We start from the raw sequence: 22,115 nt of genomic DNA on the forward strand, positions 1-22,115 counted from the left end.
TTCGATACTCTGCAGCCAGTTTACTAGCGTGCGGGGACACAGTGGTTTATGGGCAAATGATCAGCGCTGCTGGGACTGGCGGACCACAGTGATCATCCGCTGGATCACGGTGATCAGCGAGGCTGCCGCCAACAGGGTCAGCACTGCCAGCAGCACCACCTCGGGCAGTCCCAGCCCCACAAAGCCGGTGAACACCAGGGTGGCCACCATCCGCTCGGGCCGTTCGGCGATGCCGGTGTTCGCGTCATAGTCCAGCGATTCGGCGCGGGCACGGATGTAGGAGACCATCAGCCCCAGAATGAGGCAGACCGCAGCGGCCACCCCGATCCAGTAGTTCTGCCCCGACCCGAAGAACCACAGCATCAGCCCCAGGAAGACTGCGCTGTCCTGAAAGCGGTCACAGACTGAGTCCAGGAATCCACCGACTTCACTGTGCTGATCACCCAAAGTGGCCATCAGCCCGTCGATCAGATCGCTGAAGACGAACAAGGTGATCACTACGGTGCCCCAGAACAGGTGACCCATGGGATAGATGACCAACGCACCCAGGCTCACCCCGAGCGTGCCGATGACAGTCACCGCATTGGGGGTCAGCCCCATCCGCAGCAGAGTCTTGGCCAGGGGCGTGAAGATCGCGTGGAAGAAACGCCGAGCGTACTTCAGCATCAGGCGTGGGTCTCGGTTTTGCTGGCGCGAGCCCAGGCTTCAGCCAACAGCTGCTGAGTCTCCCCCAGGGTGGCTGAGAGGTTCTTGGTCTGGGCGATGATCGGCATGAAGTTGGTGTCGCCTGCCCAGCGCGGCACCAGGTGCTGATGCAGGTGGGCGGCGATGCCCGCGCCGCCGACCTTGCCCTGGTTGATGCCCAGATTGATGCCAGAGGGCTTGGCCACCTCGCGCAGCACCCCCATCGCCTGCTGGCTCAGCCGCATGAACTCCGCTGACTCCTGATCGCTGAGGTCGGTGAGATCGGGCACGTGGCGGTAGGGGCACACCAACAGGTGCCCCGGGTTGTACGGATACAGGTTCAGCAGAACGAAGCAGCTGCGACCGCGGTGGACGATGAGCGACTCCTCGTCGCTGCGCTGAGGAGCTAGGCAGAACGGACAGTCGCCCTCCCCGGTGACCTGGTTCTGTCCCCGGGAGTGGTAGGCGGCTCGATGGGGGCTCCACAGCCTTTGGAAGGCGTCGGGGACACCGGCCAGCTCAAAGTCGTCGACGCTGTGGGGCTGCATCGCTTAAACCTCGCGGTCCTCGATCGTCCGGACGATGCGCTCAACCGCCTCATCCACCGGCACCTGGTTCTCCTGGCTGCCGTCCCGGAACCGGAAGGAGACGGCGTCGGACTCGGCGTCGTCGCCCCCGGCGATGAGCACGAAGGGAATCTTCTCCTTGGAGGCGGTGCGGATCTTCTTGGGGAACCGGTCGGTGCCGTCCTCCAACTCGGCCCGGACTCCGCGGCGCTTCAGCTTCTCGATCACCTCGGCGAGGTAGTCGTTGAAGGGTTCGGCCACCGGGATGCCGCGCACCTGCACTGGGGCCAGCCAGGCGGGGAACGCCCCGGCGTAGTGCTCCACCAGGATGGCGGCAAAGCGCTCGATGGAACCGAAGAGCGCCCGGTGGATCATGATGGGCCGCTGCCGGGACCCGTCGGCGGCGGTGTACTCCAGGTCGAAGCGCTCCGGCAGGTTCGGATCCACCTGCACCGTGGAGAGCTGCCATTTGCGACCGATCGCGTCGGTGATCTTCAGGTCGATCTTCGGCCCGTAGAACGCGGCCTCACCGGGAATCTCGGTGTACTTCAGCCCCGAGGCGACTGCCACGTTGCGCAGCGCCTGGGTGGCAGACTCCCAGTACTGCTCCGAGCCGATCCACTTCTCCTGCTGCTCATCACGCAGGGAGAGCTCCAGCTCGAAGTCCTCTAAGCCGAAGTCGCGCAGCAGCGAGAGCACGAAGTCCACCACTTTGGTGATCTCCTCCTCCAGCTGATCCTCACGGACGAACAGGTGGGCGTCGTCCTGGGTGAAGCCGCGGACCCGCGTGAGCCCGTGCAGAGTTCCGGAGCGCTCGTTGCGGTAGACCGTGCCGTTCTCCGCCAGCCGCATGGGCAGCTCGCGGTAGCTGCGGCCGCGCTCGGCGTAGATCAGGATGTGCATGGGGCAGTTCATGGGTTTCAGGTAGTAGTCCTGACCCTGCTTGGTGACCTGGCCCTGTTCGTCGCGCTCTTCGTCCATATGGATGGGCGGCCACATGTCCTCGGCGTAGGTGCCCAGGTGCCCGGAGGTCGCGAAGAGGTCGCTCTTGGAGATGTGCGGGGTGTAGACGTAGCTGTAGCCCGCCTCCAGGTGGCGGCGTCGTGCGTGCTGCTCCATCTCACCGCGCACCACCGCACCTTTGGGGTGCCACACCGAGAGCCCGGAGCCGACCTCTTCGGGGAAGCTGAACAGGTCCAGCTCCTTGCCCAGGCGGCGATGATCGCGCCGCTCAGCCTCCGCCAGCCGCTCCTTATACGCTTTGAGGTCGTCCTTGGTGGGCCAGGCGGTGCCGTAGAGCCGCTGCAGCTGGGGGTTGGACTCCTGGCCCCGCCAGTAGGCGCCGGCGGCGCGCATCACCGCGAAGGCATTGGTGATCAGCTTGGCGTTGGGCAGGTGGGGTCCGCGGCACAGGTCGCTCCACACGCGTTCGCCGGTGCGGTCCACGTTGTGATAGACGGTGATGACGTCGCCGCCGACCTCCACGCCGGCGCCCTCCGCCATCGAGTCGGCACCCTGGCCGTGCCCCAGCAGCTCGAGTTTATAGGGCTCGTCGGCCATCTGTCGGGTGGCCTCCTGAAGGTCGACCACTTCACGTTCGAAGGTCTGGTTCTGGTTGATGATCTTCTGCATGGCCTTCTCGATCTTCTTCAGATCATCAGGCGTGAAGGGACTCTCGACGTCGAAGTCGAAGTAGAACCCGTCGGTGATGTAGGGGCCGATCCCCAGCTTGGCGTCCGGGAAGAGCTGCTGGACGGCCTGGGCCATCACATGGGCAGTCGAGTGGCGCAGCACATCCAGGCCCTCGGGCTCGGAGATTGAGACCGGTTGGACCTCGGCGTCGGCGGGGATCTGACGGGCGAGGTCCCAGAGCTCGCCGTCCACCCGCATCACCACAGTGGAGGCAGAGTCGGCGAACAGTGCAGTTCCAGTGGTGCCCGCCTCAAGGGTCGTGGGTGCGCCGTTGAGTGTGATGCTGATGTGTTCGGACACTTCGCCTATGCTCTCCTGATCGATTGTCCAGGACCGCGCGAGCCCTGATGAACCTCTGACGTCGTGATTCTACGGGACACCAGCTGTGCCCGCCTGCCGCAGCCGCCGGCGAACCGAGAACTGGGCAGTCACCGAACCTGGCAGCCGGGGCACCAGTACAGCCGCCTGCCCTGCAGCTGGCGCATCTGCACCGTCTCACCGCAGCGCAGACACGGGGTGCCCTGATGCTGATACACCCAATGACGCCGCACAGCTGCCCCGGAGCGAACGGCCGCGCCAGCCCGGTAGTCGTGCACATCGGCCCCGCGCAGACCCAGGTATGGGTCGTTTTCACGCAGCGTGCGGATGATGCCTTCTGCCGCCCCGGTGCGCAGCTGATCAGTCAGCGTCTGCCAGAGGGCATCGACGCGGGCCCCCGGCAGCTCGTTCGCTGGGGTGTGCGGGTCGATGCCCGCCACAAAGAGCGATTCAGCCCGGTAGATGTTGCCGACCCCTGCGATGACCGCCTGGTCCATCACCGCGGCGGCGATGCTGACCCGGCGCCGGGCGAGGTTCACTCGGAACTGCTCCAGCAGAGGCTCCCGGATCTCCCCGGGAGGCTGACGCAGCGGGTCAGGGCCGAGGCGGGCGATCAGCGCCTCGTACTGCATCGGATTGAGCACCCGGCACCGGGCGGGGCCCCGCAGGTCCGCCCACCCGTTGGGCACGTGGATCCGTGCGCGAACCGCACCCACGGCGGCCACCGGGATGATCCAGCCGTCGTCGGCGTACTCAGGTTTCAGCTGCGCCGCGGCCGTTCGCGGAGCCCCGAGCGTTTCGGCGGCGTCAAAGCTGGTGTCGCCGCGGAAGCTGAAGGCCCCGTAGAGCCCCAGATGCACCTGCCAGATGTCGGCACCCACATGCACCAGCAGCTGCTTTCCCCAGGCCTCTGCGCGTTCGGGGGCACGGCCGCTCAGCTGTGCCGCACCGGCGGTGAAGCGCCCCTGCGGTGAGGTCACGCGCCAGCTTCGGCCGATGAAGAGCCGCTGGAACTGGTCGGCCAGGCGGTGGAGTGTGTGTCCTTCAGGCACCAGGAGTCAGCAGTCTCAGTCGAGGATCTCGCCGGTCTGCTCATAGTGGCTGATCTTGCCGATCCGGCGCGTATGGCGCTCCTCGCCGCTCCACTGAGCGCTCAGGAAGGCCTCGACGATCTCAGTGGCCTCGGCCAGGCTGTGCTGGCGTCCTCCCAGAGCCACCACATTGGCGTTGTTGTGCTCGCGGGCCAGCCGTGCGGTCTCCAGGTTCCAGGCCAGGGCGGCGCGAATGCCGGTGACCTTATTGGCGGCGATCTGCTCGCCGTTGCCGGAGCCTCCCAGCACCACGCCCAGGGCGTCCTGACCGGCGGTGAGCTCTGCCGCTACCGCCTCAGCCGCATGCAGGCAGAACCCGGGATAGTCATCCTGCGCGTCATAGGTCTGCGGACCATGGTCGATGACCTCATACCCCAGCGATCCGAGGTGCTTCACCAGGTGTGCGGAGAGTTCCATGCCGGCATGATCAGTGGCGATGTGGACGCGCATCAGTAACTTAAGGACCTTTCGTCGTCGGGCGACTCTGCAGCGGACCCGCCCAGCGTATCTGGGAACAGTCACGACGCCGGTATCGTTGCCCTCATCATGGACAAGCAGAACCACACCCCCGACGACGACGGCGACCAGCGTGACTCCCCGGCGTCGGAGCGGCCGAAATTCTCCCGCCGGCTCGGCGCCCCCATCCAGACTGTCACCCCGGTGGGCAAGCCTCCTTCCCAGGTGACCGGAAGACCGCAGTCCGCTCAGCAGGAGCAGGCTCCTCAGGCGCAGTCCCCTCAGCAGGGCCAGTCGGCAAACTTGGGTGTGTTGCCGGGGCCCGACGGTCAACCGGTGGCCGGTGAGGACGCTGCTGATGAGGTCGATCCCAACAGTTTCTACGCTCAGGTCGGTGGCCGGGAGACGTTTCAGCGGATCGTCGACGTCTTCTACGACCAGGTCGCAGAGGACCCGCATTTCCGGGCCCACTACCCCGAAGCGGATCTCGGTCCGGCGCGGGAGCGGCTGCTGATGTTCCTGGAGCAGTACTGGGGCGGACCCAAGACGTACCAGCAGCGGCGCGGACACCCTCGGCTGCGGATGCGGCACATGCCCTTCCGGGTCGACGCCGAGGCTCGCGACACCTGGTTGAAGTACATGAGGGTCGCCGTGGAGTCCGCTGACCTCTCGCCGATGCACCAGGAGGTCCTGTGGGACTACCTGGACCGTGCCGCCCACGCCATGGTGAACAGCTGAGTCGCTGGGCAGAACCGGTAGACTGTTGTGCCGGGTCGCACAGACCCACGCCCGAGTAGCTCAGGGGATAGAGCAGCGGCCTTCTAATCCGCTGGTCGGGGGTTCGAATCCCTCCTCGGGCACAATAAGATCGTTGATATAGCAGGGATGCAGAGCCGGTAGATCTGAGATTGTCCCCTCGATTCCGCTTTCCAAGCGGCTGACCCTGATGGGTTCCAATTTGCGGTGCTGTCATCATCGATGTTCATTACCTGGCAAAAGACTGTGGGGACGCCTCAAGTCAGATCTGCGGTTCGGCTCAACTCTGTCGTGGTACACGCTTCCTCTCCCGCCCACCAGCGATGATCTGCGGGAACGGATCATTACGGCGGGCAAAGGGGTGCTACGGGCTCGCGAGCAACACCCCGAACGTTCGCTCGCCGACCACTACACTCCGCTCGCCATGGACCCAGCCCTCTTAAAAGCACACGATGCACTGGATGCCGTGGTAGACCGGGCATTCGGTGCGAAGAGCACCTGTAGTTCTGAGAAGGAGCGGCAAGAGGTCCTGTTCACCCGCTACGCGGAGTTGACTGCATAGTCCGTCCTCAACGCAGCACGGCAGAATCGTGACGCCGAAATACGGCGCCGCCACCCCGCCGGCGTGACCATGTATCGCATAGCGGCATGGTTCGGAATCTCGTAGCAGTCCGTCCGCAAAATTGTGAGAACACTGCTGTCAGAAATCACTCCGAAGACTGGTTACGAAGGTTAGAAACCATGCAGACCTCCACTCGGAACCACGGAACGAGCGCCCAGGCCGACCTGGTCGAAGCACTGGAGATCGTCCACGACTACGCATGAATCGACCGGCTGGTGGTCGTCCTCCACGGCCACCTGTCTCGACCCGAATCCGCGCCTTATGGCAACCTGGACGACCTAGGTGCAAAACCATAAAGGGGGGCTCCACCATGAGTAACCGAAATCTCCGCACTACGCTCGCCGCCGCCGCGCTCGCCGTCGTTGGGATGCTGGCCGCTGGGTGCAGTGCCGAGGATCCGGGGCCGCAGTCGGAGCCTACTGAGCCGACACAAACGGCTTCCGCAGAAGCCTCCGCTGAGACCGAGACCACGAAAGCTGAGGCCGAATCCTCCGGTGAGTGGGACAAAGACGGAGACTGGAACGCAGAATGGGATGAGAATAGGCCCGAATCCGCGAAGGCCGGCGACACTTACCATCTGGCAGACGGCACCACCTACACCCACGCTGAGATGAAGGCCAAGCGGGAGGATCCAGAGCCGACCTTTGACTCCACGCCTGTTGAAGATATAGCTGAGGATGACTTACCGATCACAGAAGGCTCGTTCTCTGCTGAAAAGCACATGGAAGTTCCGGAGCCGGTGACCCCAAACACTTGCACCGACCCGGAGGCAATAGAGGCGAACGAAGGCCACGAGCCTGCCGGGTGGCCCGCCGGGGTCGCCGAAGGCGAGGAACTGCCCGACCCCGAGTGCCACCCGGACTTCATCGAGCTCCCTACGTGGGAGCACTACCACAGCACCTGCATGGATCCGATTGCTCACGGGACAGCACTGCCGCCGGAGCACCCACAGAGCACTGCCTCCGAGGAAGAATACCGGTCCTTTGCGTGGGAAGCCTCCCAGATGCGCAGCTGGTGGACACCCCCCGCTGAGGGTGAGGACTGCTACGGCCACGAGGGGTGATAGGGCGCAGGACCAGTGCGAGGACTGGGGTCTCGACCCTAGTCCTCGCCTCATGGGTACCTACACATCTAGGTGCACCTGCGCGACAAGGAGATCACCATGAAGAAAACCGACCGCACCACCTTCGCCGCTGCGCTCGCTCTCGTCGGCCTGTTGGCCGCTGGGTGCGCTGACGTCGAGCCATCGTCGGCACCGCCGTCGGAGTCCTCCGAGCCTGCCGAGACCGAAGCCGCGGAGCCTGAAGAATGGGAGCCGCACGACGATCTCTTCGAGCTATGGATCGACGACGATACCGGACCCGCCGCAGCGTATGAAGCCGTGCTCGATATGGGATACTCACCGGACGGCAACGGCATCATCGAGCTGCCCGGAGCCGCCGATTGGGCGACGGCCCCGAATAGTGAACTCTGGGATGTCGATGTGTTCTACGACCTCGACGTCCTCGTGGAGGAACGCGCCCCGGCGACCCCGGATCGAGAGATGAGCGCAGTCGACTGCGTCACGGAATGGGAAGACGTCGATGCCCTTGCACTACAGTCGGCCCCTGAGGGTAATGCGACGTATGGTCCAGGGGCTGACGCCGGACCGACTTGCTTCGATGCGCCCGGCGGTGCTCCCACTGCCCCAGCGGTGCGTCATGTTCACTACCTCTGCCAGGCCGCGAACACGACGGCGCGAGCACTGGTGTCGCACATAGACGAGGAGGCGGCGGTGTGGACCCCGGAGCAGACCACCGGCAAGGGGCGCCAGTGCTTCGGGTTCGGCGGTGATGAAGTTGCGGTTCATCAGGTCGAGGTCGTGAACCACCAGGTAGGGCGCAAATAAGTCCGACCATTAGTGCGATGACCAGGGCCTCGCCATTCAGGGGACAACATGCCGCCTGAGACCACCAATACCGCCGTAAACGTAAGGTCTATACATGGGCCATGAATCGGCCTGCATCCCTTTATTCGTGCGACATCGAGGGGTGTTAGACTCGATCCGGCCCGGAGAGTTCGAATCCCTCCTCGGGCACAGCTCACCGCTCGTCACTGAAGGAAGCCGCTTGCCCCTGCGTCATAAGGTCCAGCTGGGACTGGTCATGCTTGCCGGCGGGCTGCTGGCTCTGATCCACTCGCTGCTGCGCTTCCGCAACTTCGAGGCCAAAGGCTATGACCTGGGCATCTTCGATCAGGCGGTGCGCCAGTATGCGCTGTTCAAACCGCCGATCGTGCCGATCAAGGGCGAGGACTTCCACCTGCTCGGTGATCATTTTCATCCGGTCATAGCCCTGTTCGCACCGCTCTACTGGATCTGGGATGACCCGCGGATGCTCAACATCGGCATGATCGGACTGCTGGTCTCCACCGCGATCCCGGTCTACCTGGTGGTTCGGTCCTGGTTCAGCCATCGCCCGGCTCTGCTGAGTGCGGCCGCACTGCTGCTGTGGTGGCCGTTCCAGGCCATCGTCAACTGGGACTTTCACGAGGTCGCCTTCGGCGTGCCCCTGATCGCCTGGATCATCTGGGCCATCGAACGACGTCGGATGTGGCTGGCAGTGGCCCTGGCTGCCGCAATGCTGAGCGTGCGCGAAGATATGGGGGCCACCGTGCTGGCGGTGGCCATGGTGCTGGCAGTGCGCAGGCAGTGGTGGCCCGCGGTGGTGACGGCGCTGCTGGGGCTTGGCGGCCTATGGTTCGCCATCGGCGTGGTGATCCCCCACTTCTCAGCAGGCGCAGACTTCCAGTACTGGGAGTACACCGCTCTGGGGGCCTCGGCCAGTGCGGCCATCGTCACCATCTTCACCCAACCGTGGAACGCCGTCGTCGCACTGTTCGACCACCCGCTGAAAGTCGGGCTGTGGCTGCTGCACCTGGTGCCGCTGTGGCTGGCACCGCTGCTCTCACCCTACGTGCTGCTGGCCGGGCCCATCGTGCTGTCCAGGCTGTGGAACGACCGGCTCAATGTGTGGGCGCCGGTGTACCAGTACGACGCCATCATCGCCCCGGTGCTGCTGCTGGCCGCTATGGATGTGGTGCGTCGGCTGACCCACAGCGGACTGGTGGTGCCGCGGATTTCCCTGAAGCGGCCGCTGACCCGGCGTCTGGCGACCGCGCTTCCGGCCACGGTGCTCATCGCGGGCGCCATCGGGTCGATGCTCTTCCCCCAGGTGTTCCCCTATCAGCGCACGCTGACCGCGGCGAACTGGTCGATGAGCGAACGAGCTGAGGCCCACGCCCGAGCGGTGGAGCAGATCCCCGACGACGTGTGCGTCGAGGCCGCCGACACCGCAGTGCCGCACCTGGTGGACCGAACGTATGTGGGCCTGAACGGAACCACCGCCGAGGAGGACCTGCAGTGGCTGATCATCGATGAGCAGGTCGAGGAGCTCGGCGGCAACACTCCGCTGACCCCGGATGAGGCGTTCGCGCGCGCCGAGAGGCTCGGCTTTGACACGGTCACCGAGGACGACCACGGGCTCTGGGTGCTGCACCGTGACATTGAGCAGGCGGACAAGTGCGCGGAATACCTGCGCTGAGGGCCACGCTGTAGCATGAGTACCACCTATCACCGGCCAACCGGAGAAAGCATGACCGATGACTCCGTGACCGCTGAGCAGCTCACCCGGCCTCAGCGGCGGATTGTCATGCTGAGCCTCCACACCTCCCCGTTGGCCCAGGCCGGCCGCGGTGATGCTGGTGGCCTCAACGTCTACGTCAACGCGCTCTCCAGGGCCTTGGCCGCGCAGGGCTATGCGGTCGACATCGTCACCACAGACCTCGACGGCACCTACGACGACGGCACCGCAGGTGACTCCTGGCGCACCCTCGACGACGGACGACGCGTCCACGTGCTGCGTGTCTGCACCAAGTGCAGAGAGGACAAGAGCCAGCTGCTGCAGTGTCTCGACGAACTGGGGCATCGCGCTCAGCAGAGCCTGCTGCAAGCCTCCCCGCAGCCGGTGGACGTGCTGCACTCCCACTATTGGATCTCAGGTCTGGCCGGTCTGACGCTGGCTGAGCAGCTGGGCTGCGAACTGGTGCACACTATGCATACCATCGGTGCGGTCAAACTCGAACGTGACCCCGATGCGCAGGAGGATCCGCGACGGCATCAGGCCGAAGAGCGGATCGTCGCCGCTGCGGCGCAGCTGACCGCCAACACCTACGACGAGGTTGCTGACCTGCAGCGGATCTTTGCGGTGCCGGCCGAGCGGATCACCCTGGTCTCCCCCGGCACGGACCTGTCCGTATTCCACCCGCCCAGCGGTGCGGACCCGCGGCTTCAGCCGGTGGGTCAGCGTCCGCTGCGGCTGACCTTCGCCGGGCGTCTGCAGCCGCACAAGGGGCCGCAGGTCGCTGTTGCGGCCGTGGGACGGCTGCGCGAGCTGCTGCCGCAGATCACCGTGCAGCTCACCGTAGCGGGCCGACAGTCCGGAGCAGATGAGGTGGATATCGCTGACCTGGCCCACCAGGCCGGGGTCTCCGACGTCGTCGTCCTCACCGAGCCGCTGCCCCATCCCGAGCTTGCCGACCTGTTCCGCGCCTCCGACGCGGTGCTGGTCCCCTCCTACAGCGAATCCTTCGGTCTGGTCGCGCTGGAGGCCATGGCCTGCGGCACACCGGTGCTGGCGCACCGAGTGGGAGGACTGATCGAACTGATCCAGCACGGCGGCAGCGGAAAGCTCATCGACTCCTTGGACCCGCAGCAGTGGGCCCGGCAGATCAGCAGCCTGGCCACCGACCACAACCAATGGCGGCGCTGCAGCGAAGCGGCGGCGGCACTGGCTGAACAGTACTCCTGGGAGTCGACCGCCCGGCAGACACTGAGCGCCTACCGAGCGGCCTCAGTCCAGGTAGCGGGAACGCCAGGTTGAGCTGTACTTCTGATTCAGCTGCCGCTGCGTGCGGCTTCCGCTGACAGCTCTGCGCTGCAGCGTTTCACGGATCTTGGGCCGAATGCCCTGGGGAGGGCGAATCATCCCCTCCTGAGCGACGGTGGCGACCAGCTGACCATCGCGGGTGTAGATCGAACCGGTGCCCAGTCCGCGCGAACCCTGGGCGCTGGGTGATTCCTGCAGATAGAGCAGCCACTGATCAGCCCGGGCGTCGCGGTGCCACCAGAAGGCGTGGTCCAATGAGGCGACCTTCAGGCTCGGCTTGGCCCAGTAGTAGCCGTGAGCACGCAGCACCGGTTCTAACAGCGTGTAGTCGGAGGCGAAAAGGATCGCCGCCCGGTGGATATTGGGGTCATCCGGCAGCAGTTCGCGCGTCTTCATCCACACCGCGTTGGTTGCTCGCAGGTCTCGGTCCGCGTCGAGATAGATGGGACGGTCGATGTGGCGAATCTCAAAGGGCCTGCCGTGGCCCCACTCCTGGGCCACCGGATGCTTCACATGACTCACTAGCTCCTCCGGGGCCGCCAAATCCTCCGGTTGGGGGATGTTCTCCGGCATCTGCTGCTGGTGGGTCAGGCCCGCAGAGGGCTTCTGAAAGCTGGCGATCATCGACAGGATCGGCTTGCCGTCCTGATAGGCCTGGGACCGTCGGGCAGAGAATGAGCCGCCGTCGCGCAGCTCATCGACCACCACCTCAATCGGCTTTTTCGCATCCCCGGGTCGCAGAAAGTAGCCGTGCACCGAGTGAACCACCCGATCGCTCTGCACCGTGGCCATGGCCGCAGCAGTCGACTGCGCCAGCACCTGACCGCCGAAGACCCGCCAGAACGCCTGCGGAAACACCGGTGCCATAAAGCGCCGCTGACCGGACTCGGCGTCGGACGCCACGAGCTGCAGCTCCAGCATGTCCACCAGCTGCTTCGCGGCCTCCCGGGGCTCACGTCCCGAGTGCTCAATCTCCGGCATTGAAGGCTCCTTAAGCGTTGATTTCTGACACAATCATCCTATGACTCAGCTGCTCCGCTTCGCCGAGGCCGCATCGCTCCAGGACCTAGGGACGTTCGTCAAACGAGGACGCCGCATCAACGAACAGGGTATCCGACTGCAGGCGGTCGGGACCGTCCTGGCAGCGTGGCTGCCGGTGATGACCCCGGGATCGTTGAACTCCACGATCCCCGCCGTCCTGGGCCTGCGCACCATGGCGCTGGCAGAGTCGAGCCACGCAGATGTGACCGTGGAGCTGGGCTCCATCAGTGAGCGGCTGGCCCGGCTGAACCCGGCATCGATGGAGCTGCCGCTTCCGCCGGCAAGCATCAACGCGCCCTGGACGGCCGTCACTCCTCCGCGCTCAGGCTGGGAACCGCGCGGCCGGCTCTCGGACGCCACCCTGCGCAAGACCGCCGAGGACGGCATCGCCGAAGTCGCCGATGTGGTGCCCGAGACGGCCGGCGCACACGTGGTGGAGCAGGTTCGCGAACGTGTCTGGGGCCGGGCCGTAGAGCCGGCGCCCTCCGACGACGTGGTGGCAGGCACCCCCATACCGGCCGGGGCGGCCTTCGGCGCGTTCTCGCTCGGCTTCCTCTCGGCCCAGGGCGGAGTCAGTGACGTCTATTCGCTGGGCAAATGGCTGCGCATCAGCTGCACCGGAGGCTTCATCCTCTGCCGCGTCAGCTGAGGCGCGTCCATGACTGAGGCGAATTCATGACTGAGACTCCCCGCCCATGGGTTGAGGAGCGTGCTCCGTTGCTCTTCGGCGGTCTCAGCTTGATCTGGATCATCAGCGGTGGGCTGGTCGCTGCGGTCACCGGGCCATTGGACTTAGAGCACGGGTCGTGGTCTGCGGCCTATCAAGTGCTGGTCGGCGGAGTTGTTCAAGCGGGGCTGGGCGCCGCCCAGCACGCACTGGCAGCTCAACGACCCGGCGTCCCCATGCTGGTGGCGCAGCTGGCGGCATGGAACATGGGCAGTGCGGCCGTCATCGGGGGAACTCTGCTGACCATGCCGCTGCTCGTCGACGCCGGTGGTCTGCTGCTGGTGGTCACGCTGGTGCTGATGATCCGCACAGTCCGAGGCAGTCGCCAAGGACCTGCGTGGGCTCTGTGGACCTACCGGATACTGCTCACAATAACCCTGATCAGTATTCCCATCGGCCTGGTCCTGGCGCATCTGCGCGCCCTGTGAGCGTAGCCAGTTCGTCGTGATCTCAGACGGAGGGCAGCTGGCGACTGCGTTGGGGGCCGTAGTTGTCCACATCCCAACAGGGATCCGGAGACACACCGAGCGCTGCACACAGCAGGCAGCGGGCGGTGCGAACAGTCACCCGGCGTTCAACACTGGTAGCAGCCGCTGGCGGCGACCAGTTCACGGCCGGCCCTCAGCGGAGAAGTGATCCGAAGGCCGTGGAGTCAGGAAAATCATGTCCGACACAATCACAGTACGAGGCTTCGCCGGCACCGACCCGGAGCGCAGAACCCCGCCCTCAGGCACTGAGGTGACCACCGTGAGGCTCGGTTCCACCCCGCGTTGGCGCAACTCCCACACTGGAGAATGGGCCTCCGGAAGCACCAACTGGTACACCGTGGCAGCCTTCGGGCGACTGGCCGGCAACGTGGCTGAATCCATCAGCAAAGGAGACCCGATCGTCGTGGTGGGCCGTCCCAAAGTCCGCCAATGGGAGAACGACGACGGCGTCCGCGGCACAGACGTGGAGATCAGTGCCCAGAGTGTGGGCCATGATCTGAGCTTCGGGCGGACCGAGTTCTCCAAGGTCACCAACGGCAGCTTCCGGTCCGAAGGCCACCAGGAGCCCGCCGAGCAGGATCAGCCGCATCCGCAGCAGTCAGCCGAGTCACCAGAATCAGCCGACCCCAGCGAATCCGCTGACCCCGGCGAGTCCCCCGGCCCGGCGGCCGAACCGGCTCAGGACCAGCCCGCTGACCCACAGGCTCCTCCGTGGGAGGGGGAGCCGCAGCTGCAGCGGGCTGGCTGAGACCTCAGCTCAGCCGCGGGTGAGTCGGCGGTGGGTCACACGGCTGGGGCGAGCCGCATCGGCGCCGAGGCGCTCCACCTTGTTCTTCTCATAGGACTCGAAGTTGCCCTCGAACCAGTACCACCGCCCGGGCTCATCCTCGGTGCCCTCCCAGGCCAGAATATGGGTGGCCACTCGGTCGAGGAACCACCGGTCGTGGGAGATGACCACGGCACAGCCGGGGAACTCCAGCAGCGCGTTCTCCAGTGAACCCAGGGTCTCTACGTCCAGGTCGTTGGTGGGCTCATCGAGCAGCAGCAGGTTTCCGCCCTGTTTCAGGGTCAGCGCAAGGTTGAGCCGGTTTCGCTCACCGCCGGAGAGCACCCCGGCCTTCTTCTGCTGGTCCGGGCCCTTGAACCCGAACTGGGAGACATAGGCGCGGGAGGGAATCTCGACCTTGCCGACCTGGATGAAGTCCAAACCGTCGGAGACCACCTCCCACAAACTCTTGTCCGGGTCGATGCCGGCACGAGACTGGTCAACGTGGGAGATCTTCACCGAGTCACCGATGGTCAGCTTGCCGTCGTCGAGGTCCTCCATGCCCACGATACTGTTGAACAGGGTGGTCTTGCCCACTCCGTTGGGGCCGATCACACCGACGATGCCGTTGCGCGGCAGCGAGAACGAAAGCCCGTCGACGAGCTGACGGTCACCGAAGCCCTTCTGCAGGTTCTCGGCCTCGATGACCTGGGTGCCCAGGCGGGGACCGGGCGGAATCTGGATCTCTTCGAAGTCCAGCTTCTTCGTCCTCTCTGCCTCATCGGCCATCTCCTCGTAGCGGGCCAGACGAGCCTTGGACTTCGACTGACGGCCCTTGGCATTGGAACGGACCCACTCCAGCTCCTCGGCCAGCCGCTTGGCGAGCTTGGCGTCCTTCTTGCCCTGGACCTCCAGGCGAGCGCGCTTCTTCTCCAGGTAGGTCGAGTAGTTGCCCTCGTAGGGGTAGAGCCGGCCGCGGTCGACCTCGCAGATCCATTCGGCCACATGGTCCAAGAAGTAGCGGTCGTGGGTGACGGCCAGCACAGCGCCCTCATAGGAGGCCAGGTGCTGCTCGAGCCAGAGTACCGATTCGGCGTCGAGGTGGTTGGTGGGCTCATCGAGCAGCAGCAGATCCGGCTTGGACAGCAGCAGCTTGCACAGTGCCACGCGGCGGCGCTCACCACCGGAGAGGTGGGTGACCGGCTCATCGCCTGGGGGGCAGCGCAGCGCATCCATGGCCTGCTCCAGCTGTGAGTCGATGTCCCAGGCATTGGCGGCATCGATCTCTGCCTGAAGCGTGCCCATCTCCTCCATCAGTGCCTCGAAGTCGGCATCCGGGCTGGCCATCTCCTCGCTGATCTCGTTGAAGCGGACCACCTTCTGGTAGATCTCGCCCACGCCCTCCTGGACGTTGCCCAGCACCGTCTTCTCCTCGTTCAGCGGAGGTTCCTGCAGCAGGATCCCTACTGAGTAGCCTGCGCTGAGCCGGGCCTCACCGTTGGAAGGCTCGTCGAGGCCGGCCATGATCTTCAGGATCGTAGACTTGCCCGCGCCGTTGGGGCCGAGCACGCCAATTTTGGCACCCGGGTAGAAGGACATCGTGACGTCATCGAGGATGACTTTGTCGCCCACCTTTTTGCGGGCTCTGACCATGTTGTAAATGAACTCTGCCATGGCACTCAGCCTAGTCGCATCAGCCGTCCAGAGGGTATTTGGCCGGCTCCGACTGCGTCATGTGCTCCAGGACGCGCACCACCTGAGCCGAGTAGCCGAACTCATTGTCGTACCAGACATACAGAATGGCCTGGGTGCCGTTGACAATGGTGGCCAGGCCATCGACGACGCCGGCCGCGGTTGAGCCGACAAAGTCAGTGGAGACCACTTCAGCGGAGTCGATGTAGTCCACCTGCTGGGCCAGCGGGCCCTCCAGCGATTGGCTGCGCAGAAACCGGTTGAGCTCTGCCTTGGTGGTTTCGCGCTCCAGCTCCAGATTGAGGATCGCCATGGACACATCGGGGGTGGGAACACGGATCGCATTGCCGGAGAGCTTGCCCTGAAGCTCCGGCAGCGCTTTGGCGACTGCCTGGGCGGCACCGGTCTCGGTGAGCACCATATTCAGCGCCGCGGAGCGTCCGCGCCGTTCGCCCTTGTGGTAGTTGTCAATGAGGTTCTGATCATTGGTGTAGGCGTGGACGGTTTCGACGTGCCCGTGATGAATGCCGTACTCATCCTGCATCAGCTTGGCCACCGGGGTGATGGCATTGGTGGTGCAGGACGCCGCCGATACCCGGGTGTCCTCCTGAGTGATGGTGCGCTCATTGACCCCGAAGACGATGTTCTTGATGCCGCCCTTGCCGGGGGCGGTCAGCAGCACCCGTGAGGCGCCCTTGGACTGCAGGTGCTTGGCCATACCCTCTTCATCGCGCCAGATGCCGGTGTTGTCGACCACCACGGCATCATCGATCCCATGGGCGGTGTAGTCGACCTCTTCGGGGCTGTCAGCGTAGATCACCTGAATGTAGGTGCCATTGGCGATGATGGCCTGCTTCTCCTCGTCCACCCGGATGGATCCCGCGAAGGGCCCGTGAACTGAGTCGCGGCGCAGCAGCGAGGCGCGCTTGGCGAGGTCTTCGCCCTTGGCCTTGCGCACCACGATGGCCCGCAGCCGCAGTCCGGAGGCGGAGGAGGCATGGCCGACCAGGATCCTGGCGATCAGTCGTCCGATGCGCCCGAACCCGTAGAGGACCACGTCGCGAGGCTCAGCTCGCCCCTGGCCCTTCTGGCCGACCACGTCGCTGAGCTCCTCGCGCAGGAAGGCCTCCACATCACTGGTGCCGGAGGCCTTGAACTTATTGTGCAGCCGGGCCAGATCGATGCTGGCTGCACCCAGGTCCAGGGTGGTCAGCGTCTGCACCAGCGGCAGCGTGTCCCTGATGGGAAGTTCGACTTCGTCGACCTGCCGGGCGAACCGGTGAGCTTTGAGAATGTCGATGGCGGATTGGTTGACCAGCTGACGGCCGTAGATGCCGGTCACTACATTATTTTCCCGGTACAGGCGGCCGATCAGCGGGATCATGGCTTCAGCCTGAGCCTCGCGGTCGATCCATTCGTTGAGGTGTTCGCTCACAGGTGCAGACACGGGGTTAGTTCCTCCTGGTGAAGACGTCGTTGTCTCGGACAGAGTCTAGTCGAGGGGACGGGTCGGCCGATAAGCCGGGTTCTGTCGTGGACCATCATCCATCTGGGCGCCGTGTTGCCACGGGCCTCAAGCAGTCAACCCGGATGCTCGGGCGGGCAGCCCTGCAGGAGCCGTGAGGCTCCGCGCATCCTGTTCGACCTTGCTCCGGATGGGGTTTGCCGAGCCGCACCGGTCACCCGGTGCACTGGTGGTCTCTTACACCGCCGTTTCACCCTTACCCCGGCGTGCCGGGGCGGTCTGTTTTCTGTGGCACTGGCCTGCGGGTCACCCCGAGTGGGCGTTACCCACCATCCTGCCCTGCGGAGCCCGGACTTTCCTCGATGCACCTCATCAGTGCACCGCGATGGCCTGGCCGACCCGTCCTGCAGCTAAGAGTCTACGCCCCGCAGGGCGCTGTTAGTGTTCTGGAGTGTTTGTCTTCCTGCCTCCCAGTGAGGGAAAAGCCGCCCCGCCCGATACGTCCCAGAGTCGGCTGGACCTGGATGCGCTGGCCCTGCCGCAGGTGCGTGAGCAGCGCATGCAGGTGCTGGAGGCGCTGATCGAAGCCAGTGGGCGCCAGGACGCTCAGCAGGTGCTGAAGGTCGGGTCCACGGTGATGGCGGAGGTTGAGGCGAACCGCAGCCTGCTCACCGCCGCGGCGGCACCGGCGCACCAGATCTACACCGGAGTGCTGTTCGAAGCGCTCGACGCCGACTCGCTGAGCGCCGTCGAGATGCAGCGTGCCGCCGATCAGGTGCTGATCTTCTCCGGACTCTTCGGTGTGACAAATTTCACCGATATGATTCCGGCCCACCGGCTGTCGATGGGCGTGACCCTCTCCCCCTTCGGCGACCACCGGGACCCAGGACGCTTGGCAAGCTTCTGGCGCTCGGCGTTGGAGACGCACCTGTCCAGCGTGGTGGGTGACCAGCTGGTGATCGACTGCCGCTCCTCCACATACGTGCCGGCATTCAGACCGGGTGCGCAGCAGACTCTGGTGGTCAACAGTTTCACCCAAAAGCACGGTCAGCGCAGAGTGGTGACGCACTTCGCCAAGCACGCCCGGGGGCTGTTGGCTGGGATGCTGCTGCGTCAGCCTCAGCTGCCCAGCCGCCCAGACGAGGTCGCGGAGATCGCCTCAGCCCACTGGGAGGTTGAGCTGCGCGAGGCAGCGGGAAAGCGGCCGCACCAGCTGGACCTCATCGCACGGGCTGAATAGCGCTGGCTGAGGCATCCCACTCGGTGCCTGCAGCGCAGGCGTCCATCGCCTCATTGCTGAGCGCATCGGCGTCGCCGTTCTGCCCGCGCGGGATCCAGGTGTAGGTGATCTGTGCACCGGGCAGCACACCAGCGGCCTCAGCGGCCAAGCGCCGCATGTCGGCGTGTTTGATCTTCCACCGCCCGCTCATCTGCTCAACCACCAGTTTGGAGTCCATACGGACCTCCACCCGGGCCTCAGCGTCGAGGCTGCGGACCAGCTTGAGCCCTTCGACCAGACCGGTGTACTCGGCAACGTTGTTGCTGGCCCGTCCCAGCGGGATCGCCACAGCTGCCAGCACACTGCCCTGCTGGTTGCGCACCAGGGCTCCGGCACCGGCGATTCCAGGGTTTCCACGGCTGCCGCCGTCTGCCTCAACGATCAAGTCACTCACGAGCGACCAGCCTATCCCCCACCGCGTCGATCAGCGGCACTGGCGCAGCTACTGGCCCGGGGTGATGACAAAGTCCCACGGATCCGTGTTGATCCCGGAGACGGCGATCTCGACCTCGAAGCCGGCGTCGTTGAGCCTGCGGTCCAGGCTCTGTGCGGCTGCCGGCAGCCACAGCCATTCGCTGGCGAAGTGTGAGACGTCCAACAGGAACGGGCGTTGATCGCCCACCGCCTCCCGCGCCTCCGATGCCGGGTGGTGGCGCAGGTCTGCGGTGATGTAGACATCGGCGTCGGCCTCCCTGGCGGCGGCGAGCAGCGAGTCTCCAGATCCCCCGCACAGTGCGACCCGCTGGATGAAGGCATCCCGGTCCCCGGCGGCGCGCACTCCCTGCGCCACAGCGGGAAGGACGCCGAACACGGTGGCGGCGAACTCGCCGAATGTGGTGCCCTGCGGCAGGGTGCCGATGCGGCCCAGCCCCTCTTCAGGCAGCCCATCCGCATCGGGCTTCAGCGGCTGCGCGTCCTGCAGACCCAGAATCTCAGCGAGCACATCATTGACTCCGCCCACGGCCGAGTCGCCGTTGGTGTGAGCGGTGAGCAGCGCACAGCCTGATTCGATGAGGCGGTGGATGACCTCACCTTTGAACGTGCCCGCCTCGACTGTGGTGACCCCCCGCAGCAGCAGCGGATGGTGGGTGATCAGCAGGTCGGCCTCGGCCTCGCAGGCCTCGTTGACCACCGCCGCCACCGGGTCCACCGCAAAATGGATGGTGTGCACCGGCCGGTCCCGGCGTCCGGCGACCAGCCCGACGGCGTCCCACGATTCGGCCAGTGAGGTGGGCCACAGCTCCTCGGCCACCTCAAGCACCTGCTGCAGAGTTGGAGTCTCCATGGTCCATTTCTACCCTGCTGCGCTGACGGCGGCCAGGAATGAACCGCAGTGCGGCTGAGTTTGCACCGATATGACTCAACAGACCCTTGTATTGGCAGCCGGATGCTTCTGGTGCTTAGACTCCATCGCCCGCCGCCTGCGCGGCGTCACCCGAGTGCGCAGTGTCTACACCGGCGGGTCGGCCGAGACCGCGAACTATTACGCCGTGTGTAGTGGGACCACTGACCACGCCGAAGCCGTGGAGATCACCTTCGACCCCAACGAGCTGCCTGCCAGCGTGCTGTACGAGGTCTTTTTCTCCACCCACGACCCGACCTCCCTGAACCGTCAGGGACACGACGTCGGCCCCCAGTACCGCTCGGCGATGTTCTACACCACCGCGGCTGAACAGGCGGAGTTCCAGGCGGTGATAGACGGCGCACAGCAGCATTTCGACCGCCCCATCGTCACGGCACTGGAGCCGCTGGGTGAGGTCTATGAGGCCGAGGCCGAGCACCAGAACTTTCACGTCCGCCGCCCCGAAGCCGGCTACTGTCACTTCATCATCGACCCCAAGGTCAATCTGCTGCGCCAGCACTGGTCAGAGTGGATCCGCGAGGAGATCCTCGCCTAGGTAGGCTTTGGGTAACACCTCTTTTACCCCAGCAGTACTCAACGAAAGGTTTCATCTTCATGGGCATGCTCAACAACATCACTGAGGCCGTCGGCAACACTCCGCTGGTCCGGCTGAACCAGCTCGACGCCGACTTACCGGGCAACGTGGCGGTGAAGCTGGAGTTCTACTCCCCCGCATCCTCGGTGAAGGACCGGATCGGCACCGCCATCGTCGACGCCGCCGAGAAGGCCGGGGTCCTCAAACCCGGCGGCACCATCGTGGAGGGGACCTCCGGAAACACCGGCATCGCCCTGGCCATGGTCGGTGCCGCCCGTGGCTACCGCGTGGTGCTCACCATGCCCGAGACGATGTCCACTGAGCGCAGGGTCATGCTGCGCGCCTACGGCGCAGAGATCGTGCTGACCCCCGGTGCTGAGGGGATGCGCGGCGCGGTCGAACATGCCAAGGCAGTTGTGGAGGAGAGCGACAACGCCATCTGGGCCCGGCAGTTCGCCAACGAGGCCAACGCCGAGATTCACTACACCACCACCGGCGAAGAGATCTGGCGCGATACTGATGGTCAGGTCGATGTGCTGGTCTCGGGCATCGGCACCGGAGGCACCATCACCGGTGCCGGTCGCAAACTGCGTGAGAACAAGTCAGATGTGCACATCGTCGCCGTGGAGCCGGAAGACTCCCCCATCCTCTCCGGTGGGCAGCCCGGCCCCCACAAGCTGCAGGGTCTCGGACCGAACTTCGTGCCTGAGGTGCTGGACACCGACATCTACAACGAGGTCCTCACCGCCAATCTGGAGACCTCCATCGCTACCGCCCGCGACCTGGGAACCAAAGAAGGCATCCTGGGCGGAATCTCCACAGGATCAATGGTGGCAGCCGCCCTGGAGGTCGCTGCCCGCGAAGAGATGAAGGACAAGCTGATCGTCACCGTCGCTGCCGACTTCGGTGAGCGCTACATCTCCACTCTCCTCTATGAAGACATTCGCGGCTGAGACCGCCGCCGAGGCCACCGCTGAATCCTGCGAAAGGTAGAACCCACTGTGGGCTTTCTCTCCCGACTGCGTGAGGACATCACCGCCACACGCGAACACGATCCCGCCGCACGCGGCACAGCCGAGATCGTGCTGGTCTACTCCGGCCTGCACGCCATCTGGGCCCACCGTGTGGCCAATCGGCTCTGGCGCATCAGGCCGATGAAGACCCCGGCCCGGGTGATCTCGCAGGTCACCCGAGGCCTCACCGGCATCGAGATCCACCCTGGTGCGACGATTGGGCGACGCTTCGTCATCGACCACGGTATGGGTGTCGTCATCGGTGAGACCACAGAGATCGGCGACGACTGCATGCTCTACCAGGGGGTGACCCTGGGGGGCAGCTCCCTGGAGCAGACCAAGCGGCACCCCACACTGCGCGACGGGGTCATCGTCGGAGCCGGCGCCAAGGTGATCGGACCGGTGGAGATCGGCCCGGAGTCCGCCGTGGGAGCCAACGCTGTGGTGGTGAAGTCCGCCCCGGACGACTCAGTGCTGGTGGGAGTGCCAGCCCAGAACCGCAAGCGCCGCCAGGAGGAGCATGAGCCGCTGGTTGATCCCTCGGCCTATGCTTTGGACCCTGCCCTGTTCATCTGAGGCCCCCACCGGGCCCAGGGG

At 65.2% G+C, this 22,115-nt stretch carries 23 protein-coding genes, 1 tRNA gene and 1 other RNA gene; 14 read left to right on the plus strand and 11 right to left on the minus strand.

Going from position 1 to position 22,115, the window contains the following annotated elements; genetic code table 11:
• Nucleotides 1–60: 60 nt before the first annotated feature.
• The 5 genes from pgsA to FHX47_RS02520 all read right to left on the minus strand — a co-directional run bounded on the left by pgsA (nt 61) and on the right by FHX47_RS02520 (nt 4,801).
• Nucleotides 61–669, minus strand: coding sequence for a phosphatidylinositol phosphate synthase (gene pgsA / locus FHX47_RS02500; protein WP_183357829.1), 609 nt, complete (start codon nt 667–669; stop codon nt 61–63).
• On the minus strand, nt 666–1,232 hold the full coding sequence (locus FHX47_RS02505) for an HIT family protein (RefSeq protein WP_183357292.1): 567 nt from the start codon (nt 1,230–1,232) through the stop codon (nt 666–668). The genes pgsA and FHX47_RS02505 overlap by 4 nt, the downstream gene beginning before the upstream one ends.
• Nucleotides 1,233–1,235: 3 nt before the next feature.
• Nucleotides 1,236–3,242, minus strand: coding sequence for a threonine--tRNA ligase (gene thrS, locus FHX47_RS02510; protein WP_183357293.1), 2,007 nt, complete (start codon nt 3,240–3,242; stop codon nt 1,236–1,238).
• A gap of 128 nt (nt 3,243–3,370) precedes the next feature.
• The gene (locus tag FHX47_RS11040; protein ID WP_183357294.1) at nt 3,371–4,312 is read right to left on the minus strand and encodes an Fpg/Nei family DNA glycosylase; all 942 of its coding nucleotides are present in this window, start codon (nt 4,310–4,312) and stop codon (nt 3,371–3,373) included.
• Between the two features lie 15 nt (nt 4,313–4,327).
• A complete protein-coding gene (locus FHX47_RS02520; protein WP_183357295.1) occupies nt 4,328–4,801 on the minus strand; it encodes a ribose-5-phosphate isomerase in 474 nt (157 codons plus the stop codon).
• 342 nt (nt 4,802–5,143) lie between these two features.
• On the opposite strand from FHX47_RS02520, the gene FHX47_RS02525 reads away from it, so the two are divergent.
• The 7 genes from FHX47_RS02525 (at nt 5,144) to FHX47_RS02550 (ending at nt 11,104) form a co-directional block, all read left to right on the plus strand.
• The gene (locus FHX47_RS02525) at nt 5,144–5,545 is read left to right on the plus strand and encodes a globin (RefSeq protein ID WP_343064313.1); all 402 of its coding nucleotides are present in this window, start codon (nt 5,144–5,146) and stop codon (nt 5,543–5,545) included.
• 49 nt (nt 5,546–5,594) lie between these two features.
• Nucleotides 5,595–5,667 (plus strand) — tRNA-Arg (locus FHX47_RS02530).
• Nucleotides 5,668–5,753: 86 nt separating this feature from the next.
• Nucleotides 5,754–6,125, plus strand: a complete 372-nt coding sequence (locus tag FHX47_RS11045; RefSeq protein WP_343064272.1) for a type IIL restriction-modification enzyme MmeI — start codon at nt 5,754–5,756, stop codon at nt 6,123–6,125.
• A gap of 370 nt (nt 6,126–6,495) precedes the next feature.
• Nucleotides 6,496–7,248, plus strand: coding sequence for a hypothetical protein (locus FHX47_RS02535; protein ID WP_183357297.1), 753 nt, complete (start codon nt 6,496–6,498; stop codon nt 7,246–7,248).
• A 99-nt stretch (nt 7,249–7,347) separates the two neighbouring features.
• Nucleotides 7,348–8,073 (plus strand): hypothetical protein, encoded by a 726-nt coding sequence (locus tag FHX47_RS02540; protein WP_183357298.1) that lies wholly within the window; start codon nt 7,348–7,350, stop codon nt 8,071–8,073.
• A 220-nt stretch (nt 8,074–8,293) separates the two neighbouring features.
• On the plus strand, nt 8,294–9,766 hold the full coding sequence (locus FHX47_RS02545) for a DUF2079 domain-containing protein (RefSeq protein WP_246327899.1): 1,473 nt from the start codon (nt 8,294–8,296) through the stop codon (nt 9,764–9,766).
• A gap of 51 nt (nt 9,767–9,817) precedes the next feature.
• Nucleotides 9,818–11,104 carry a glycosyltransferase gene (locus FHX47_RS02550; RefSeq protein ID WP_183357299.1) on the plus strand — a complete coding sequence of 429 codons (1,287 nt, stop codon included), beginning with the start codon at nt 9,818–9,820 and terminating at the stop codon, nt 11,102–11,104.
• Here the strand turns inward: FHX47_RS02550 and FHX47_RS02555 are convergent.
• Nucleotides 11,075–12,091, minus strand: coding sequence for an acyl-CoA thioesterase (locus tag FHX47_RS02555; protein ID WP_183357300.1), 1,017 nt, complete (start codon nt 12,089–12,091; stop codon nt 11,075–11,077). The genes FHX47_RS02550 and FHX47_RS02555 overlap by 30 nt on opposite strands.
• Nucleotides 12,092–12,131: 40 nt before the next feature.
• On the opposite strand from FHX47_RS02555, the gene FHX47_RS02560 reads away from it, so the two are divergent.
• The 3 genes from FHX47_RS02560 (at nt 12,132) to FHX47_RS02570 (ending at nt 14,114) form a co-directional block, all read left to right on the plus strand.
• Nucleotides 12,132–12,800 (plus strand): DUF8185 domain-containing protein, encoded by a 669-nt coding sequence (locus FHX47_RS02560; protein ID WP_183357301.1) that lies wholly within the window; start codon nt 12,132–12,134, stop codon nt 12,798–12,800.
• Nucleotides 12,801–12,826: 26 nt separating this feature from the next.
• Nucleotides 12,827–13,306, plus strand: a complete 480-nt coding sequence (locus FHX47_RS02565; protein WP_183357302.1) for a hypothetical protein — start codon at nt 12,827–12,829, stop codon at nt 13,304–13,306.
• Between the two features lie 235 nt (nt 13,307–13,541).
• Nucleotides 13,542–14,114, plus strand: a complete 573-nt coding sequence (locus FHX47_RS02570; protein ID WP_183357303.1) for a single-stranded DNA-binding protein — start codon at nt 13,542–13,544, stop codon at nt 14,112–14,114.
• A gap of 9 nt (nt 14,115–14,123) precedes the next feature.
• Here FHX47_RS02570 and ettA read toward each other — a convergent pair whose 3' ends face one another.
• The 3 genes from ettA to rnpB form a co-directional block, all read right to left on the minus strand.
• Nucleotides 14,124–15,806, minus strand: coding sequence for an energy-dependent translational throttle protein EttA (gene ettA, locus FHX47_RS02575; protein ID WP_183357304.1), 1,683 nt, complete (start codon nt 15,804–15,806; stop codon nt 14,124–14,126).
• Nucleotides 15,807–15,825: 19 nt separating this feature from the next.
• Nucleotides 15,826–17,271 (minus strand): glyceraldehyde-3-phosphate dehydrogenase, encoded by a 1,446-nt coding sequence (locus FHX47_RS02580; protein ID WP_183357305.1) that lies wholly within the window; start codon nt 17,269–17,271, stop codon nt 15,826–15,828.
• Between the two features lie 54 nt (nt 17,272–17,325).
• Nucleotides 17,326–17,691, minus strand: an RNA gene (gene rnpB / locus FHX47_RS02585) — RNase P RNA component class A.
• Nucleotides 17,692–17,740: 49 nt separating this feature from the next.
• Here rnpB and FHX47_RS02590 point away from each other — a divergent pair.
• Nucleotides 17,741–18,529: a peroxide stress protein YaaA gene (locus FHX47_RS02590; RefSeq protein WP_183357306.1), complete on the plus strand. Its 789-nt coding sequence runs from the start codon at nt 17,741–17,743 to the stop codon at nt 18,527–18,529.
• Here FHX47_RS02590 and FHX47_RS02595 read toward each other — a convergent pair.
• Nucleotides 18,510–18,962: a reverse transcriptase-like protein gene (locus tag FHX47_RS02595; RefSeq protein ID WP_183357307.1), complete on the minus strand. Its 453-nt coding sequence runs from the start codon at nt 18,960–18,962 to the stop codon at nt 18,510–18,512. The genes FHX47_RS02590 and FHX47_RS02595 overlap by 20 nt on opposite strands.
• 48 nt (nt 18,963–19,010) lie before the next feature.
• On the minus strand, nt 19,011–19,853 hold the full coding sequence (locus FHX47_RS02600) for a Nif3-like dinuclear metal center hexameric protein (RefSeq protein ID WP_183357308.1): 843 nt from the start codon (nt 19,851–19,853) through the stop codon (nt 19,011–19,013).
• Between the two features lie 70 nt (nt 19,854–19,923).
• Between FHX47_RS02600 and msrA the strand changes: the two genes are divergently transcribed.
• The 3 genes from msrA to epsC are packed head-to-tail and all read left to right on the plus strand — an operon-like array spanning nt 19,924 to nt 22,094.
• Nucleotides 19,924–20,466, plus strand: coding sequence for a peptide-methionine (S)-S-oxide reductase MsrA (gene msrA / locus FHX47_RS02605; RefSeq protein ID WP_183357309.1), 543 nt, complete (start codon nt 19,924–19,926; stop codon nt 20,464–20,466).
• 59 nt (nt 20,467–20,525) lie between these two features.
• The gene (cysK, locus tag FHX47_RS02610; protein ID WP_183357310.1) at nt 20,526–21,458 is read left to right on the plus strand and encodes a cysteine synthase A; all 933 of its coding nucleotides are present in this window, start codon (nt 20,526–20,528) and stop codon (nt 21,456–21,458) included.
• Nucleotides 21,459–21,506: 48 nt separating this feature from the next.
• Complete coding sequence (gene epsC, locus FHX47_RS02615) at nt 21,507–22,094, plus strand: serine O-acetyltransferase EpsC (protein WP_183357311.1); 588 nt, start codon at nt 21,507–21,509, stop codon at nt 22,092–22,094.
• Nucleotides 22,095–22,115: the final 21 nt, after the last annotated feature.

Source organism: Garicola koreensis (assembly GCF_014195445.1).
In the GTDB taxonomy this organism is placed as follows: Bacteria; Actinomycetota; Actinomycetes; order Actinomycetales; family Micrococcaceae; genus Nesterenkonia; species Nesterenkonia koreensis.

Excerpts from the sequence above, each read along its gene's own strand:
- FHX47_RS02505 (WP_183357292.1), bottom strand. The coding sequence starts at position 1,232 with ATGCAGCCCCACAGCGTCGACGACTTTGAGCTGGCCGGTGTCCCCGAC.
- FHX47_RS02520 (WP_183357295.1), bottom strand. The coding sequence starts at position 4,801 with ATGCGCGTCCACATCGCCACTGATCATGCCGGCATGGAACTCTCCGCA.
- FHX47_RS11045 (WP_343064272.1), top strand. The coding sequence starts at position 5,754 with ATGGGTTCCAATTTGCGGTGCTGTCATCATCGATGTTCATTACCTGGC.
- FHX47_RS02535 (WP_183357297.1), top strand. The coding sequence starts at position 6,496 with ATGAGTAACCGAAATCTCCGCACTACGCTCGCCGCCGCCGCGCTCGCC.
- FHX47_RS02540 (WP_183357298.1), top strand. The coding sequence starts at position 7,348 with ATGAAGAAAACCGACCGCACCACCTTCGCCGCTGCGCTCGCTCTCGTC.
- FHX47_RS02550 (WP_183357299.1), top strand. The coding sequence starts at position 9,818 with ATGACCGATGACTCCGTGACCGCTGAGCAGCTCACCCGGCCTCAGCGG.
- FHX47_RS02555 (WP_183357300.1), bottom strand. The coding sequence starts at position 12,091 with ATGCCGGAGATTGAGCACTCGGGACGTGAGCCCCGGGAGGCCGCGAAG.
- FHX47_RS02560 (WP_183357301.1), top strand. The coding sequence starts at position 12,132 with ATGACTCAGCTGCTCCGCTTCGCCGAGGCCGCATCGCTCCAGGACCTA.
- FHX47_RS02565 (WP_183357302.1), top strand. The coding sequence starts at position 12,827 with ATGACTGAGACTCCCCGCCCATGGGTTGAGGAGCGTGCTCCGTTGCTC.
- FHX47_RS02570 (WP_183357303.1), top strand. The coding sequence starts at position 13,542 with ATGTCCGACACAATCACAGTACGAGGCTTCGCCGGCACCGACCCGGAG.
- ettA (WP_183357304.1), bottom strand. The coding sequence starts at position 15,806 with ATGGCAGAGTTCATTTACAACATGGTCAGAGCCCGCAAAAAGGTGGGC.
- FHX47_RS02600 (WP_183357308.1), bottom strand. The coding sequence starts at position 19,853 with ATGGAGACTCCAACTCTGCAGCAGGTGCTTGAGGTGGCCGAGGAGCTG.
- msrA (WP_183357309.1), top strand. The coding sequence starts at position 19,924 with ATGACTCAACAGACCCTTGTATTGGCAGCCGGATGCTTCTGGTGCTTA.
- cysK (WP_183357310.1), top strand. The coding sequence starts at position 20,526 with ATGGGCATGCTCAACAACATCACTGAGGCCGTCGGCAACACTCCGCTG.